14 protein-coding genes are annotated in these 15348 nt (G+C 62.1%); 7 read left to right on the forward strand and 7 right to left on the reverse strand.

The genetic code is table 11. The features are described from left to right. The first annotated feature begins 66 nt into the window (after nt 1-66). The 4 genes from ercA (at nt 67) to LOY50_RS13410 (ending at nt 5196) form a co-directional block, all read left to right on the forward strand. Nucleotides 67-1224, forward strand: a complete 1158-nt coding sequence (gene ercA / locus LOY50_RS13395; RefSeq protein ID WP_095963606.1) for an alcohol dehydrogenase-like regulatory protein ErcA — start codon at nt 67-69, stop codon at nt 1222-1224. Then, nucleotides 1208-2578: a hybrid sensor histidine kinase/response regulator gene (locus LOY50_RS13400; RefSeq protein WP_253474439.1), complete on the forward strand. Its 1371-nt coding sequence runs from the start codon at nt 1208-1210 to the stop codon at nt 2576-2578. The genes ercA and LOY50_RS13400 overlap by 17 nt, the downstream gene beginning before the upstream one ends. A 520-nt stretch (nt 2579-3098) precedes the next feature. Then, nucleotides 3099-4742 carry a malate dehydrogenase (quinone) gene (gene mqo / locus LOY50_RS13405; RefSeq protein WP_258691110.1) on the forward strand — a complete coding sequence of 548 codons (1644 nt, stop codon included), beginning with the start codon at nt 3099-3101 and terminating at the stop codon, nt 4740-4742. Between the two features lie 307 nt (nt 4743-5049). Continuing rightward, entirely contained in the window at nt 5050-5196 is a 147-nt protein-coding gene (locus LOY50_RS13410) for a hypothetical protein (protein WP_258691305.1), read from the forward strand. A gap of 248 nt (nt 5197-5444) precedes the next feature. On the opposite strand, the gene LOY50_RS13415 is transcribed toward LOY50_RS13410, so the two are convergent. From LOY50_RS13415 to LOY50_RS13430, 4 genes are all read right to left on the reverse strand, one after another. Beyond that, nucleotides 5445-5633, reverse strand: coding sequence for a nucleoid-structuring protein H-NS (locus LOY50_RS13415; RefSeq protein WP_258691306.1), 189 nt, complete (start codon nt 5631-5633; stop codon nt 5445-5447). Nucleotides 5634-5827: 194 nt separating this feature from the next. Next, complete coding sequence (locus LOY50_RS13420) at nt 5828-7135, reverse strand: CitMHS family transporter (RefSeq protein ID WP_258691111.1); 1308 nt, start codon at nt 7133-7135, stop codon at nt 5828-5830. A gap of 51 nt (nt 7136-7186) precedes the next feature. Next, on the reverse strand, nt 7187-7510 hold the full coding sequence (locus tag LOY50_RS13425; RefSeq protein ID WP_253474449.1) for a hypothetical protein: 324 nt from the start codon (nt 7508-7510) through the stop codon (nt 7187-7189). Further along, entirely contained in the window at nt 7510-8859 is a 1350-nt protein-coding gene (locus LOY50_RS13430; protein WP_253474452.1) for an acyclic terpene utilization AtuA family protein, read from the reverse strand. The genes LOY50_RS13425 and LOY50_RS13430 overlap by 1 nt, the downstream gene beginning before the upstream one ends. 113 nt (nt 8860-8972) lie before the next feature. Here LOY50_RS13430 and LOY50_RS13435 point away from each other — a divergent pair, with 113 nt between their 5' ends. Continuing rightward, nucleotides 8973-9857, forward strand: a complete 885-nt coding sequence (locus tag LOY50_RS13435) for a LysR family transcriptional regulator (protein WP_253474455.1) — start codon at nt 8973-8975, stop codon at nt 9855-9857. A 119-nt stretch (nt 9858-9976) separates the two neighbouring features. Here the strand turns inward: LOY50_RS13435 and LOY50_RS13440 are convergent, their stop codons facing one another. From LOY50_RS13440 to LOY50_RS13450, 3 genes are all read right to left on the reverse strand, one after another. Then, nucleotides 9977-10828 carry a CAP domain-containing protein gene (locus LOY50_RS13440; protein WP_253474458.1) on the reverse strand — a complete coding sequence of 284 codons (852 nt, stop codon included), beginning with the start codon at nt 10826-10828 and terminating at the stop codon, nt 9977-9979. 194 nt (nt 10829-11022) lie between these two features. After that, entirely contained in the window at nt 11023-11796 is a 774-nt protein-coding gene (locus tag LOY50_RS13445) for an L-iditol 2-dehydrogenase (protein WP_253474461.1), read from the reverse strand. 159 nt (nt 11797-11955) lie between these two features. Further along, on the reverse strand, nt 11956-13269 hold the full coding sequence (locus LOY50_RS13450; RefSeq protein ID WP_258691112.1) for a sugar ABC transporter substrate-binding protein: 1314 nt from the start codon (nt 13267-13269) through the stop codon (nt 11956-11958). Nucleotides 13270-13542: 273 nt separating this feature from the next. Between LOY50_RS13450 and LOY50_RS13455 the strand changes: the two genes are divergently transcribed. Both LOY50_RS13455 and LOY50_RS13460 read left to right on the forward strand, forming a co-directional pair. Further along, the gene (locus LOY50_RS13455) at nt 13543-14445 is read left to right on the forward strand and encodes a helix-turn-helix domain-containing protein (protein WP_258691113.1); all 903 of its coding nucleotides are present in this window, start codon (nt 13543-13545) and stop codon (nt 14443-14445) included. Between the two features lie 11 nt (nt 14446-14456). Next, nucleotides 14457-15086, forward strand: coding sequence for a hypothetical protein (locus tag LOY50_RS13460; RefSeq protein ID WP_253474470.1), 630 nt, complete (start codon nt 14457-14459; stop codon nt 15084-15086). Nucleotides 15087-15348 lie beyond the last annotated feature (262 nt).

The following is a 15348-nucleotide window of genomic DNA, read 5'->3' on the forward strand; positions in this document are numbered from 1 at the left end:
GCTTTAGGCTCAAGGTATCCCAAGACAATAACAACAGGCTTACCGATGAGCCACGTACCTGAAAAGATGAGCCTCAGCCCGCTGCGCAAGTTCGTTTCCCCTGAAATCATGTTCGGTGCCGGTTGTCGGCACAATGTCGGCAACTACGCCAAGACCTTCGGTGCACGCAAGGTGCTGATCGTCACCGATCCCGGGGTCATCGCCGCCGGTTGGGTGGCTGACGTCGAAGCCAGTCTCCAGGCCCAAGGCATCGACTATTGCGTCTACAGCGCGGTCTCGCCCAATCCGCGGGTCGAGGAAGTGATGCTCGGCGCTGACCTTTACCGGGAAAACCATTGCGATGTCATCGTCGCGGTGGGCGGTGGCAGCCCGATGGATTGCGGCAAAGGCATCGGCATTGTCGTTGCCCACGGCCGCAACATCCTCGAGTTCGAAGGCGTCGATACCCTGCACGTACCCAGCCCGCCGCTTATCCTGATTCCCACCACGGCGGGGACGTCGGCTGACGTGTCGCAATTCGTGATCATTTCCAACCAGCAAGAACGCATGAAGTTTTCCATCGTCAGCAAGGCGGCGGTGCCGGATGTATCGTTGATCGACCCGGAAACCACCCTGAGCATGGACCCGTTCCTGTCCGCCTGTACCGGCATCGACGCCCTGGTGCATGCCATCGAGGCGTTCGTGTCCACCGGTCATGGCCCGTTGACCGACCCCCATGCGCTGGAAGCGATGCGCCTGATCAACGGCAACCTGGTGCAGATGATCGCCAACCCGGCGGACATCGCCCTGCGGGAAAAAATCATGCTGGGCAGCATGCAGGCCGGGCTGGCGTTCTCCAACGCAATCCTCGGCGCGGTGCACGCGATGTCCCATAGCCTGGGTGGTTTCCTCGATTTGCCCCATGGCTTGTGCAACGCGGTACTGGTGGAGCACGTGGTGGCGTTCAACTACAACTCGGCGCCGGAGCGTTTCAAGGTGATTGCCGAGACGCTGGGCATCGACTGCCGGGGGCTCAACCACCGGCAGATCCGCACTCGGCTGGTGGAACACCTGATTGCCCTCAAGCGCACCATCGGTTTCCACGAGACCCTGGGCCTGCATGGCGTGAGCACCTCGGACATTCCGTTCCTGTCGCAGCATGCGATGCACGACCCGTGCATCCTCACCAACCCTCGGGAGTCGAGCCAGCGAGATGTCGAGGTCGTCTATGGCGAAGCCCTCTGACGAGCAGCAAAAAGCCCTGGAAGGGCTGCTGGGGCTGGGCAATCACTCGACGCGCAAGAGTCACTATCCGGAACTGGCGGCACGCCTCGATGAGCTGGAGCAGGCCCGGCAACACTTGCAACAGCTCAATGACCAACTGGAACAGCGGGTGGCCGAGCGCACCGACGCGTTGCTGGAGGCCAACCACAACCTGCAGCAGCAGATTGCCCAGCGCGAGCTGGTCGAACAGCAATTGCGCGATGCCCGGGACGTCGCCCAGGCCGCCAACCGCAGCAAGGACAAATACCTGGCCGCTGCCAGCCATGACCTGTTGCAGCCACTCAACGCGGCCCGCTTGCTGATCGCCACGTTGCGTGAACGCGAACTACCTGCCGCCGAGCACGTGCTGGTGGAACGCACTCATCAGGCGCTCGAAGGGGCCGAAGACCTGCTCACCGACCTGCTGGACATTTCCCGGCTGGACCAGGCCGCCGTCAAGCCCGACCTGGCGCCGTATCGGCTGGATGAGTTGTTGGGGCCGCTGGTTTCCGAGTTTCAATCGGTGGCCGGCGCCGCGGGGTTGGAGTTGCGGGTACGGTTTGGCGACGAAGCGGTGCTGACCGACCTGCGATTGATCAGCCGTATCCTGCGCAACCTGCTGAGCAATGCCTGCCGCTACACCGCTCAGGGCGGTATTCTCCTGGCGGCCCGGCGCCGGGGAGGGCAGTTGAGCATCGAGGTCTGGGACACAGGGCGTGGCATCGCTGCCGATTGCCTGGAGTCGATTTTCCTGGAATTCAACCAACTCGACGTTGGCCGGGCGGCGGATCGCAAAGGCGTGGGCCTGGGGTTGGCGATTGTCGAACGCATCGCCCACATCCTCGGTTACCGGGTCCAGGTGCGTTCTCGGCCGGGGCGGGGCTCGGTGTTCAGTATCGAGGTGCCGTTGTCCAGCGAAAAACCCCTGCCCGTGTCCCTGGTTCCGGTACAGGCGGTCGCCGGCAACCCGCTACCGGGGCGCCGTTTGTTGGTGATCGACAATGAATTGAGCATTTTGCAAAGCATGGCGGCGCTGTTGGGGCAGTGGGGCTGTGAAGTCTTGACCGCCACCGACGAAGCGGGCGCCCTTGATGTGCTGCAAGGGCGTGCGCCGGAGCTGATCCTGGCGGATTTCCACCTGGATCACGGGGTCGTGGGCTGCGAAGTGGTCAAGCACCTGCGCGAGCATTTTCACCAGGCGATCCCGGCGGTGATCATCACCGCCGACCGCAGCGACCAGTGCCGCCGCGCCTTGCGCAAGCTGGATGCACCGCTGCTCAACAAACCGGTCAAGCCTGGCAAGTTGCGGGCGGTGTTGAGTCAGATGCTTGGGTAGGTTGGTGCTGTAGATACTCTGTAGGAGCTGTGTAGGAGCTGTCGAGTGAAACGAGGCTGCGATCTTTTAATTCATTCGCTTAAGACTCAAGCGGCCAGGGCAAGATCGCAGCCTCGCTGCACTCGACAGCTCCTACACAGCTCCCACTCAGCTCCTACGCGAATCGGTCCCGTGGGCCATTAAAATGCCGTCATTTGGTCGGCGTTTTTGCCAGGAATGTAAAAAGACGCTTCGGTCTGTTTATTTCCTTATGTAAACTCCCCCTGGCTGCGACAATCGGGCACGGCCATGTCAGGCCCGATGAACACCGTTGCAGCGTCCCTCACCCCAGCTGAAGCCAAGACCTACAAGAAGTCAGCGCCGGAGAGACATAAACGAGAGGCCGACGTATTGCTCGGCCCTGTAGGTCCATCCTCCGGTCCTTCTCGATAGCCGCCCTGCTGGCGTTGCCGGCCATGGACGTGGGCTATCCTTGATCAGGACAGGTGGACGGAATGGCGTTCATCCTAGGGATACACACATGTTGAAGAAAACACACACGGCGCTACTGGGCCTGGCGATGGCGATGGGTCTTGCGACCACGCACGCCGCCGAGCCAAAAAAAGTGGATGTCTTGCTCATTGGTGGGGGCATCATGAGCTCGACACTCGGCGTCTGGCTCAATGAGCTGGAGCCGGGCTGGACCATGGAAATGGTCGAGCGCCTGGACGGTGTTGCCGAAGAGAGCTCCAACGGCTGGAACAATGCCGGTACCGGTCACTCCGCGCTGGCCGAGCTGAACTACACGCCGGAAGACAAGAACGGCAAGGTCGATATCTCCAAGGCCATCGAAATCAACGAAGCCTTCCAGATCTCCCGTCAGTTCTGGTCCTGGCAGGTCAAGAACGGCGTGTTGAAGAACCCGCGTTCGTTCATCAACTCCACGCCGCACATGAGCTTTTTGTGGGGCGACGAGAACATCGTGTTCCTGAAGAAGCGCTACGAAGCCCTCCAGGCCAGCCCGTTGTTCGCCGGCATGCAGTATTCCGAAGATCGCGAGCAGATCAGCAAGTGGGTGCCGCTGATGATGCAAGGGCGTGACCCGAGCCAGAAAGTCGCGGCCACTTGGAGTCCACTGGGCACCGACGTGAACTTCGGCGAAATCACCCGCCAGTTCGCGGCTTATCTGCAAACCAAGCCGAACTTCTCCCTCAAGCTGTCCAGCGAAGTGGAAGAGATCACCCGCAACGAAGACGGCACCTGGCGCGTTTCGTACAAGAACCTGAAAGACGGTACCGAAACCGAGACCGACGCCAAGTTCGTGTTCATCGGCGCCGGCGGTGGTGCCTTGCACCTGCTGCAGAAGTCCGACATCCCGGAAGCGCGTGAATACGCAGGTTTCCCGGTGGGTGGTTCGTTCCTGGTCACCGAAAATCCGACCGTCGCCCAGCTGCACCTGGCCAAGGCCTACGGCAAGGCTTCGGTGGGCGCACCGCCGATGTCGGTTCCGCACCTGGACACCCGCGTGCTCGATGGCAAGCGCGTGATCCTGTTTGGCCCATTCGCAACCTTCTCTACCAAGTTCCTGAAGAACGGTTCGTACTTCGACCTGCTGACCAGCACCACCACCCACAACGTGTGGCCGATGACCAAGGTTGGTATCGAACAGTACCCACTGGTCGAGTACCTGGCCGGCCAGCTGATGCTGTCGGATGAAGATCGCTTCAACGCCCTGAAAGAGTACTTCCCGGAGGCCAAGCAGGAAGACTGGCGCCTGTGGCAGGCTGGCCAGCGCGTACAGATCATCAAGCGTGACGAAGAGAAGGGCGGCGTGCTGAAACTCGGCACCGAAGTGGTCGCGTCCCAGGACGGCAGCATCGCCGGCCTGCTGGGTGCCTCGCCAGGCGCCTCGACTGCCGCACCGATCATGCTGACCGTGCTTGAGAAAGTCTTCAAGGACAAGGTCGCCAGCCCGGCCTGGCAGGAAAAACTGCATCAGATCGTGCCAAGCTACGGCACCAAGCTCAACGACAGTCCTGAGCGTGTTGCCCAGGAATGGGCTTACACCAGCGATGTCCTGCAACTGGACCCGCCACCGGTGATCGGCAAGCCAGGCACCACGGCGGTACCGGCCAAGCCGGCGGCTGCCCCGCAAGCGAATCCAGCGGCTGACATGGCGCTGTAAGCCGGACGCTGTCTGGTGAGGTACAAGAACGCTGCGCATTGAGCGTAATGCTGTTCACTTAAGGATACGGCGCTTTTTCCGAGGGAGGGGAAGGCGCCGTTTTCTTTGGTGTTGGTTTGGTGTTGGTTTGGGGTGGGGTGGGTTGGGTTGGATTGGGTACATATCCGTTGCTGCGGTAACGGCGGCTTAGGGTTCCGCCCTGACGGCGGGTCACTTTTGGAAGAGCGCCAAAAGTAACCAAAAGCGCTTTGCCCCACCACTCGGTGCCTCGCTTAGGCTCGGCATGCCCTCACTCCGGCATTGCTCCGTGGGCCGCCGCGAAGGGCCATCCATGGCCCAGCGCGGCTACCTCGGCATCCATGCCGAGGTGCCCACTGCGCAATGCCTGCGTTCGGCCATCGTGGTTAACGGGGCGCCCCAGATCAAAATCAAGATCAAAAGCGAGGCGGCCTAACGGCCGGCCTGGTTCTCCCGGTCGTACACCCGTCAGCTCTGTGGGAGCAAAGCTTGCTCGCGAGGCGGCCTGACAGCCGGCCTATCTCTTCGGCCGTACCCGATCTTATTGTGGGAGCGAGCTTGCTCGCGATAGCGGTGTGTCAGTCAATATTTGGATTGAATGATGAATTGCAATCGCGAGCAAGCTCGCTCCCACAGGAGAAGTTCCCACAGGAGAAACGCGATCACCCAGAACCAGGTCGGCTACTAGGCCGCCTCGCGGTGGAGGTTGATCTCGGGCGCCCCGTTAACCACGATGGCCGAACGCAGGCATTGCGCAGTGGGCATCCCGGCATGGATGCCGGGATAGCCGCGCTGGGCCATGGATGGCCCTTCGCGGCGGGCCCACGGAGCAATGCCGGAGTGAGGGCACACCGAGCCTAGGCGAGGTGCCAAGTGGTGGGGCAAAAGCGTTTTGGTTACTTTTGACTGGGCCGGCTTCCGGGCTTCTCAAAAGTGACCCGCCGTCAGGGCGGAACCCTAAGCCGCCATGACCGCAACAACGGATATACACACCGCCCCCAAACGCTTGACGCACCAGTGCCTGGACCTCATCAACCGCATCCATCAGCACCGCATTCACCGCTTATTCACACCTGTACCGCTCCAGTCGCCACGGCAAAGGCGAGCATCACCAGGCTGACGCCCCAGGCCCAGAAGAACGTATAGGCGATGTGCTTGCGCAGCTCTACACCAGACAACGCCAGCGCCAGGTACACGCTGGGCACCACCGGGCTGATGGAGAATCCGGTGTTCTCACCGATCAGCATGGCCCGGGCCACGGCCTCGAGGGGGACACCCGCGGCGGCGGCCACGTCCCTGATCACCGGTAGCAAGGCGAAATAGTAGGCGTCCGGTGAGAAGATCATCCCCAGCGGAACGCCGAAGAAACCGACGATCACATGCAGATATTGGGCAGAACCGGCTGGCATGATATCGATCAGTGCCAATGCCATGCCGTCGGACATCTTTGCGCCAGAGAGGACGCCCAGCAGAACGGCGGCGGCCATCATCACCAGGACCATTTGCAGCGCATCGGCCGCATGGGCCTTGAGGCGTTCGGCCTGGGCGTCCAGGGACGGGAAGTTCAAGGGCAGGGCGATGCCCAGTCCCACCATGAAACAGGCATACAAGGGAAAAATGCCGGTGAACAGGCACGCCAGGATCCCACCGGTCAGCGCCACGTTCAGCCAGTAACGCAGTTCTCGTGGGGAGAGGGCGAATTCACGGTCTTGGGGTTGCAGGCTGTCCATGTCACAGGTTGCAGCCGCGCCCAGCGACATCGGTTGGCGACGCTGGGCGCGCAAGCCCAACACGGTCGCGATAACGAGCATGCACGTCAGGCCCACCATCTGCACCGGCAGCAAGCCTAGCCACAGTTGGGTGGCATCCAGCCCCGACACAGCGGCGGCGCGGGCAGTCGTGCCACCCCAAGGGACCATATTGATCACGCCAGCCGTGGTGCCGACCAGGCACAACAGCATCGCCGGGCTCATGTTCAGGCGTTTATACAAGGGCAGCAGGGCCGGGATGGTCAGCAAGAACGTGGCGGCGCCGACGCCGTCGAGATGGACCACTGACGTCACCAAAACCGTCACCAGTGCCACGGCCAGGGGCTTGCCGCCCGTGCTGCGGATCAGCAGATTGACCAAGGGATCGAACAATCCCCGGTCACGCATGATGCCGAAGAACAGGATGGCAAACAGAAACAGTGCTGCGGTCGGGGCCACCGTGATCAGGCCGGCCTTGATGAATTCGCCGATCTGCCCGAGATTGAAACCGGCCAGCAGGCAAACGATCACGGGAAGGGTGGTGAACGCCACCACCGGGCTGATCCTGCGTAGCAATATCAATCCGATAATGGCGAGCATCATCAGGAAACCCAGGGTTGTAATCATGTTGCAGCCTCTCTTTTTATTGTTGTCGAAGGTTCGTGGGCGGTGAGTCGATCAGCCATGCGGTCCGGGCAGGCGCAAGGCCAGAAGCAGGTAACTCAGGCTCTTGCCGTGACGATCAAGACCGCAACTGCGGTTCACACCGCCCTCCAGGGCGTCCTCGAGCACGAAATTCAGCGCATTCAGGTTCGGCAGTTCATAGCGATGCACCTTGGAAGGCTGTCGCGTCGCGAATTGCTCGGCCACTCGGGCGCAGGTCAACTCCCGTAGCAGCCATGGATAGTGGGACGGATCGTGGGGGAACAGGGCGATGCTGAGAATGTTGCCCTTGTCGCCAGCACGGGCATGGGCATAGTCGGCGAGGGTGACCAGGTTCATCAGTACCACTCCAGGGTTGTATGGATTTCATCTCGCGGCAGCAGGAAGCTGCGGGTGGTAACGGTCTCGGCGAGGTGTCGCCGGACGCCACCGCCGCCCGCCGGCCCGTTGGTGTAGAGCGACTCGACCTCTGCCAGCAGGGCCTCCACCAGCTGTCGGTCGGTGTGAGTCAGGCCGATCCGCACGCGCACATCCTCCAGGGCGGGCGCCTGGGCCAGTTGCTGTTGCAGATATCGACCGGCCTGGTCGTTGAAGAGGCTGGCGACCCCGGACAGGTCGATCCAGGGCTGGACCCCGGGTGCCAACAGGTCGAAGCGCTGCAGCAGGATTTCCCGCGCCAGCGCGGCACGCGCCACGGCGCCGGGGCCTGCGTAGGATATTTCCGCCTCGCCGAACCAGAGGCCGCGCACACCCGCCAGGCCCTTGAGCGTGTCGGGACGCGGATGACCCAGCAGGCCGCTGATTTCAACACGGTCATCGCCCAAGTCCTGTACACGGGCCTGGCCCAGGTCCAGGACCACGTCCGGCGTCAGGTAGCGTCGAGGGTCGTGCACTTCGTAAAGGAGCTGCTCCTTGACGGTCTGTTCGCTGACCCGTCCGCCGCAGTGGCGGGTCTTGCCGATGATCAGGCGGCCATCCTGATGGATTTGCGCAATGGGGCAGCCGAGATTGGCCGGGTCCGGAATGTCTTTCATTCCAGGATGGGCAAAATAGCCCCCCGTGACCTGGGTGCAGCACTCCAGCAGATGGCCGGCCGTGGTGGCGATGGCCATTTTCTGCCAATCGTCGGCCGACCAACCCAACCCATGGCGGATCGCCCCCACGGCCAGCGACGGATCCGCGACCCGGCCACACAGCACGATGCCAGCGCCCTCGGCCAACGCCTGGGCGATTCCGTCGGCCCCGGTGTAGACGTTCACCGACACGGGGTGCTCCAAGGGCTCCGAGGACAGCCATTGTTCGTAACGGGGCGGTGATTCTTCCAACAGATCATCACCCAGCACGCAGGCGATTTTCAGTGCAGGGAAGCGGCCGGCCAGCGTCTGGCGCAGCCGTTGCGCGGCCGCCCTCGGATTGGCGGCGCCGCCGTTGGTGATAATCGGGATGCCAGCCTCGATGCACAGGTCCAGCATGGGCTCGAGAAAATCGAACAGGCGCGCGGAGTATCCCGCTTGTGGATCCAGGCGCTTGCGTAGTTGCGCCTCGGCCAGGGTCCGTTCAGCCAGCAGTTCCAGCATGATGTAGCGCTGGCCGCCGCGTTGTGCCAGGTCCTGGGCCAGGCGCAGGGCGGCGTCGGGTCGATCATTGGCGAAACCGGCGCCGCAGCCGACGAGAATTGTTTTTGTCATGTCGCTTTCCACTGAGGGGTGGCACTGAAGAGTGGCCCCATAGTGGAGAGGCTGGATTATTCTGTGAATTTTAAAGATAGAATCAATTGATTCATTAATTTTATGAGTGGGTCATGAACGTTTCTTTTCGTCAGCTTCGTGCCTTCATCCTTATTGCCGAGACTTCGAGCTTTACCCGCACGGCCGAACAGTTGCACCTGTCCCAGCCAGCGCTGAGCTATAGCGTCCGCAAACTGGAAGAGAGCATGGGGTTGCAGTTGCTCGCACGTAACACCCGCAGCGTCGAGCTGACGCCCGCCGGTGAGCACTTCTTGCCCCAGGCCCGGCGCATGCTCCGGGACATGAACGACGCCGTGCGCGATGCTCGCGACACCCTGAGCCTGAGCCGTGGCACGCTCCGACTGGCAGCCTTGCCGACCGCTGCGGCGTCATTCCTGCCGACCGCCATTGCTGCTTTCCAGCATGAAAACCCTGGCGTGACGGTGAGCTTGCTGGACGGCCGCGCCGGGGAAATCATGGGCTGGGTGCAGCGAGGAGAGGTGGACGCCGGCATCAGCTCGTTGCCTGACGATCTGTCCGGACTGAGCTTTGTGCGCCTGTTGGATGACAATCTGGTGTTGCTGAGCCACAAAGACCCGCAGCGTGACGGCCAGGACGACTGGAAGCGGCAACCCTATATTGCCCTCACGCCTGACACCAGCATCCGGCCCCTGGCTGACGCTGCGTTGCGCTATTTGAACATCGACCCTGTGCCGGCCTGGGAAGTGGCGCACATGAGCACGGCCACGGCCCTGGTGCGCGAAGGCTTGGGATTTTCTCTGTTGCCGGCCAGCTGCACGGCGGTGTTCAACATCGGTGAGCAGTGTGCTGTCACCACCATCGACCAGCCGGCGAAGCGCTCGATCGGCCTGTTGCAACGCAAGCCGGTGGCCCAATCACCTTCGTTGAGTCAGTTCATGCAGCATTTGCGGCAGGTGCTGCTCAGCCACGGCCACTGAGGTTGATGGAGCAATGGCTATCGCGAGCAAGCTCGCTCCCACAAGGTGGCGCGTCATGAACATCACTCGCCCCCTGTGGGAGCGAGCCTGCTCGCGAAAGCGATGGCCCGGCCACCGCGCTATTGAGTGCCAAACATCGCCGTCCAATAGATCCCGGCATCGCTTTTCGGATCGCTCGCGTATCCGGCGCCCAATTCGCGGAACTTCGGGTTCATCAGGTTGGCGCAGTGCCCCGGGCTGGCCAGCCAGCCGTCCACCACCTTGAGCGCGGTGTCCTGTCCGGCGGCGATGTTCTCGCCGATCAACTGGCCCAGATAGCCGGCCAGTTCGGCGCGGTCGCCCGGCATGCGGTTGTCGCGGTCCTTGTGGTCGAAGAAATTGTTGTTGGCCATGGCCCGGGTGTGGGTCACGGCGGCCAGGGCCAAGGTGGCGTTCCAGGCCAGCGGCGTGGTGGCGGCGAAGGTTTCGGTGCCACAGCGACGCGGCTGGGTGCGGGCACTGTTGATCAGTTTCAGCAGCTTCTGGCCCTCGGCTTGCCAATCACCCAGGCGCGCCGACAGCAGTGGGCGCGCCAGCACGATGCGCCATTCGCGGTCCAGGCGGCTGACGCCGATGTCGACGAACTGCGGGTCGAGTACCACCTGGCAGAAGCTTTCCTGGACAGCTTTCATGGCCGATTGCGCGTCGCGCGGCCCGGACAGGCTGATGGCCTGCACATTGACCATTGGGTAGGCCGCCCGCGCCAGCGCCTGCTGCAGGTCGCCGATGCCATTGGCCGACAGGATCAGCCGGGAATCCATCGCCAGCGGTGGCAACTCCAGCGAGGCCTGGCCGGCACAGCTCTGGGACTGGCTGCGGTAAAGGTTGATGGACTCGACCAGTTGTGTCTCTTCGGTGGCCGTGGCACTGGTGGCGAACACCAGGCCCAGCGACAGCACGACAAGACCCACGACGGATGAAATGGCACGCATGTAAATCTCCCTTGAGCGGACGGCGCCTATGATGCGCAATTTTTGCCCCGCTGGGGCAACGGTATTCACGCTCTTTTGAAATCCCTTTGAACGGCACCGTTGGGTAGCGTTCGGGATGATCCTCAAATAGTGGGATCAACTTTCAGGCGAATAAGTCCATTTCCGTCGTTTCAAGGCCATAAAAACCCAGATTATCAGCTCATCCAGTTCCCGCCATCGACGTTATAGGTCTGCGCCACCACGTATTCGCTCTCCGCCGAGGCGAGGAAAATCGCCATGCCGGTGAGGTCCTCCGCAGTCCCCATCCGGCCATAGGGCACCTGTTGCCCCACCTGGCGCTTCTTTTCCCCCAGCGGCAGCTTTTCGTGGCGGGCGAACAGCGCGTCCACACCGTCCCAATGCTCGCCATCCACCACGCCGGGGGCGATGGCGTTGACGTTGATCCGATGCTTGATCAGATCCAGCCCGGCGGACTGGGTGAGGCTGATCACCGCTGCCTTGGTGGCGCAATAGACACCGACCAGCGCTTCGCCACGGCGACCGGCCTGGCTGGCCATGTTGATGATCCGGCCGCCATGGCCCTGGCGGATCATCTGCCGCGCCGCCGCTTGCAGGGTGAACAGCGTGCCGGCGACGTTGATGGAAAACAGCCGCTCGTAGCTCTGGCGGGTGATTTCCACGATGGGCGCCAGGTCGAACAGCGCGGCGTTGTTGATCAGGATATCCAGCTTGCCCACCCGGGCCACCACGGCCTCGATGGCCTGGTCGATCGAAGCCTGGTCCGTCACGTCCATTTTGACCGCGTAGGCGCTATCGCCCAGTTCGGCGGCGGTGGCCTGGGCCCGCTCCAGGTCGATATCGGCGATCGCCACTGTGGCGCCCTCGTTGATATAGGCTTGGGCGAACGTCCTGCCGATACCACGGGCGGCACCGGTCACCAGGGCACTTTTTCCTTCCAGTCGTTTCATGGGGTTGTCCTTTTCGAAGTACGAAAAAAGTCCTGTGGGAGCAAGGCTTGCCCGCGATGAAGCAAATGCGGTCACTCAGAAATCGATGTGCCTGTATCGCGAGCAAGCTTTGCTCCCACAGAGGGGTAAACCTTCTAGCCGCAGGGCCGGTGCCAATCATTATTGCTTTGGATACCCGGCCCGCTTCATTTCCCGCTCGGTACTCGATTGCGCCGAGGCCAGTGCCTGTTCCACCGTGATCTGTCCGGTGAGGGCGGCCGTAAACAGCTTGCCGACGGCGGTGCCGATGGCCTGGAACTCTGGAATCGTCACGTACTGGATGCCCACATACGGCACCGGTTCGGCGGTGGGATGGGCCGGATCGGCGTTCTGCATCATTTTCAAGGTGATCCGGGCGAACGGTGCGGCGTTCAGGTAGGCGTCGCTGTAGGTGGACATGCGCGTGCCGGGCGGGACATTGCTGATACCGTCCTGCTGGGCGACCAATTGGATGTAGTCCTTGGACGTGGCCCAGGCCACGAACGCCTTGGCGGCGTCCTTGTGCCGGGAGCTGGTGGGAATCGCCAGTGACCAGGCATACAGCCAGGAAGCACCTTTATGGGTTACTTCGATGGGGGCGGCAGCGAAGCCCACACGGTCGGCGACCTTGCTTTGACTGGTGTCGGTGATGAAGGAGCCGGCGACGCTGGCATCGACCCAGATCGCACATTTACCGCTGTTGAACAGCGCCAGGGTTTCGTTGAACCCGTTGCTGGTCAGGCCCGGCGGGCCGTATTTTTTCAGCGTATCGACGTAGAACTGCGCGGCGGCCTTCCATTGCGGGCTGTCGAACTGCGGTTTCCATTGTTCATCGAACCAACGGGCACCGAAGGTGTTGGCCAGGGTGCTGAGCAGCGCCATGTTCTCGCCCCAACCGGCCTTGCCCCGCAGGCACAGACCGTACTGGCCCTGGTCAGGTTGGTGCAACTTGGCGGCGAATTCACCGAGCTGGCTCCAGGTCGGTTGCTCGGGCATGCTCAGGCCGGCCTGCTTGAACAGGTCCGTGCGGTAATAGGTGACGGTGCTTTCGCCGTAGAAGGGCAGGGCGTAAAGCGTGTCGTTGACCGAGAGACCTTGGCGAACGGCAGGGAAAATGTCCTCCAGGTCATACTCGGCGGGCAGGTTGGTCATCGGTTCGAGCCAGTGCTTGGCCCCCCACAGCGGGGTTTCGTAGGTGCCGATGGTCAGCACGTCGAACTGCCCGCCCTGGGTCGCGATGTCGGTGGTCAGGCGCTGGCGCAGGACATTTTCTTCGAGTACCACCCAGTTCAACGTGATGTCCGGGTGCTCGCTCTCGAAGGTGTTCGAGAGTTTCTGCATGCGGATCATGTCGGCGTTGTTCACCGTGGCGATGGTGAGGGTCTCGGCGGCATGTCCGGCCAGGGCAAAAGACAATCCCGCGAACATGACAAGCGCCTTGGGCACTGTTTTCATGAGCTTCTCCAGAGCTGCGCCTGGGCGCAGAATTATTATTGTTGTGGGGGCCGTGGCGTCGAGCTGGGCGGTTCGTCGCCAATGGCAGGCCGATTACAGCAGCGCCCGTGGAGGCCGACAAACGCAGGGAGGATCGTGCGCTGATACTTTTTTAACGCCCTTGAGTGCGACAGGATCGGGTTAAAAAAGTATCAGTGGCCGGTCAGGCCGAGGCTGGCGAAGCGCTGCGCACTCGGCGTAAGGTGCCCGCTATAACGATAAAAGAGGCGCGACATGCCTGATCACCGAACGCCGCTGTTCGAGCAGCGACCAGCCGAACTGGAAGTCATCCTGCCTGAGCCCGAACACAGTTTTCGCTGGTACGAACATGACTACCCGTACCCGATGGCGCGCTGGAACCATCACCCTGAATTTGAAATCCACCTGATCCGCCAGGGCAGCGGCAAACTGTTGGCGGGCGACTACATCGGTCCGTTTGGCCCTGGCCATGTGGCGATGATTGGCCCGGACTTGCCCCACGACTGGATGGGCGACCTGGCGCCGGGCGAGCACCTGCCCGGGCGTGACGTGGTCTTGCAATTCGACGGTGCAACGCTGCTGACCTTGCGCCGAACCCTGCCCGAACTGGGCGATCTGCAGGGCCTGTTCGAACGCGCCCGCCGTGGCTTGGCCTTCGATGGCAACACCGCGCGGCAGGCCGCGCACCTGCTGGAAGCCATCGGTCCGGCCCAGGGACTGGCGCGGTTGGCGCTGTTCCTGGAACTGCTGCACACCCTCAACCAAGCCCCTGGCGACGAGGTCTTGAGCCTGGCGAGCCCTTGCTACGCGCCAAGCCTCGATGCGCGCAGCTCCGAGCGCATCCATAAAGCCTTCGAATACTTGCAAGCCGAACTCACCGGCGACCTGCGCCTGTCGGTGATCGCCCGCCAATTGGACATGAGCGAGCCGGGCTTCTCGCGGTTCTTCAAGCGCATCACCGGGCACGGCTTCATTGACCTGATGCGCAAGCTGCGGGTCCAGCGTGCCTGTCGCTTGCTGCTGCAGAGCGAAATGCCGGTGACCGATATCTGTTTTGAAGTGGGCTACAACAATTTGTCCAACTTCAACCGGCATTTTCGGATAGAGATGAACCAGACCCCCAGCGAGTACCGGCGGGGCGCTTTTTCCCCTGCTTGATGGAGACGGTCATGTTGCGCATCGTGGAACAGCAAGCCAGTGCATCCCTGCGCCAGCGGATGGAAAAGGCCGGTTGCGCCTTCGATTTCCTGGTGCTTGTGCCCGAGGCGAGTGATGCCGCTGATGAGGTGCTTCATCGTCAGGCTGTGGACCTGTTGTTCCAGCACCTCAAGGCTCAATGGCTGGAGCGTCATCGCCAACTGACCCAAGACCCTCGCTATACCGAGGCTGCGCCCCCCACCATGGATTGGGATTTGAGCAAGGCCGTCGCCAAGCCGCTGAGCCGGGACGAACGGGCCCGACTCATGCGGATCGACAAAGAGGATCAGCACACTTATGCCTTGTACGCGGCCTTCTGCGACCCGCCCTATGGCACCCGTTTCAGCGACGACACCCCGCAAGCGCTGTTCAGCGAATGGCTTGACCTGCTGGGGCTCGAGGACGGCACTGATGGGGTGGTGTTGAGCTGGGTCGACAATTTCAACCTCAACTGGACGGCCAGCGACGAGTACGATCAGGCACGGGAACCCTGGAGCGATTATTTCGACGATGGCCTGGAGTGGTGGGGCGTCTGGTGCCTGAGCATCTGGAACCCGAAGCGCCGAACGCTTGCCGTACTGGCGGCGAGCACGACGGATTGAGTTGCCGTCAATACGAACCCCTGTGGGAGCGAGCTTGCTCGCGATGGCGTCAGCAAGCCGAAATCAATGCCAGCTGACCCACCGCTATCGCGAGCAAGCTCGCTCCCACAGGGGGGTGTGGTGGACACAGACCTTGCAGTCACCCAGAAACTAATGTGGGAGCGAGCCTGCTCGCGATGGCGTCAGCACAGCCAGCATCAATGTCAGCTGACCCACCGCTATCGCGAGCAAGCTCGCTCCCACAGGGGGGTGTGGTGGACAC

Source organism: Pseudomonas sp. B21-010, from assembly GCF_024749325.1.
Classification (GTDB): domain Bacteria; phylum Pseudomonadota; class Gammaproteobacteria; order Pseudomonadales; family Pseudomonadaceae; genus Aquipseudomonas; species Aquipseudomonas kilonensis.

Excerpts from the sequence above, each read along its gene's own strand:
- ercA (WP_095963606.1), top strand. The coding sequence starts at position 67 with ATGAGCCTCAGCCCGCTGCGCAAGTTCGTTTCCCCTGAAATCATGTTC.
- LOY50_RS13400 (WP_253474439.1), top strand. The coding sequence starts at position 1,208 with ATGGCGAAGCCCTCTGACGAGCAGCAAAAAGCCCTGGAAGGGCTGCTG.
- mqo (WP_258691110.1), top strand. The coding sequence starts at position 3,099 with ATGTTGAAGAAAACACACACGGCGCTACTGGGCCTGGCGATGGCGATG.
- LOY50_RS13420 (WP_258691111.1), bottom strand. The coding sequence starts at position 7,135 with ATGATTACAACCCTGGGTTTCCTGATGATGCTCGCCATTATCGGATTG.
- LOY50_RS13425 (WP_253474449.1), bottom strand. The coding sequence starts at position 7,510 with ATGAACCTGGTCACCCTCGCCGACTATGCCCATGCCCGTGCTGGCGAC.
- LOY50_RS13430 (WP_253474452.1), bottom strand. The coding sequence starts at position 8,859 with ATGACAAAAACAATTCTCGTCGGCTGCGGCGCCGGTTTCGCCAATGAT.
- LOY50_RS13435 (WP_253474455.1), top strand. The coding sequence starts at position 8,973 with ATGAACGTTTCTTTTCGTCAGCTTCGTGCCTTCATCCTTATTGCCGAG.
- LOY50_RS13440 (WP_253474458.1), bottom strand. The coding sequence starts at position 10,828 with ATGCGTGCCATTTCATCCGTCGTGGGTCTTGTCGTGCTGTCGCTGGGC.
- LOY50_RS13445 (WP_253474461.1), bottom strand. The coding sequence starts at position 11,796 with ATGAAACGACTGGAAGGAAAAAGTGCCCTGGTGACCGGTGCCGCCCGT.
- LOY50_RS13450 (WP_258691112.1), bottom strand. The coding sequence starts at position 13,269 with ATGAAAACAGTGCCCAAGGCGCTTGTCATGTTCGCGGGATTGTCTTTT.
- LOY50_RS13455 (WP_258691113.1), top strand. The coding sequence starts at position 13,543 with ATGCCTGATCACCGAACGCCGCTGTTCGAGCAGCGACCAGCCGAACTG.
- LOY50_RS13460 (WP_253474470.1), top strand. The coding sequence starts at position 14,457 with ATGTTGCGCATCGTGGAACAGCAAGCCAGTGCATCCCTGCGCCAGCGG.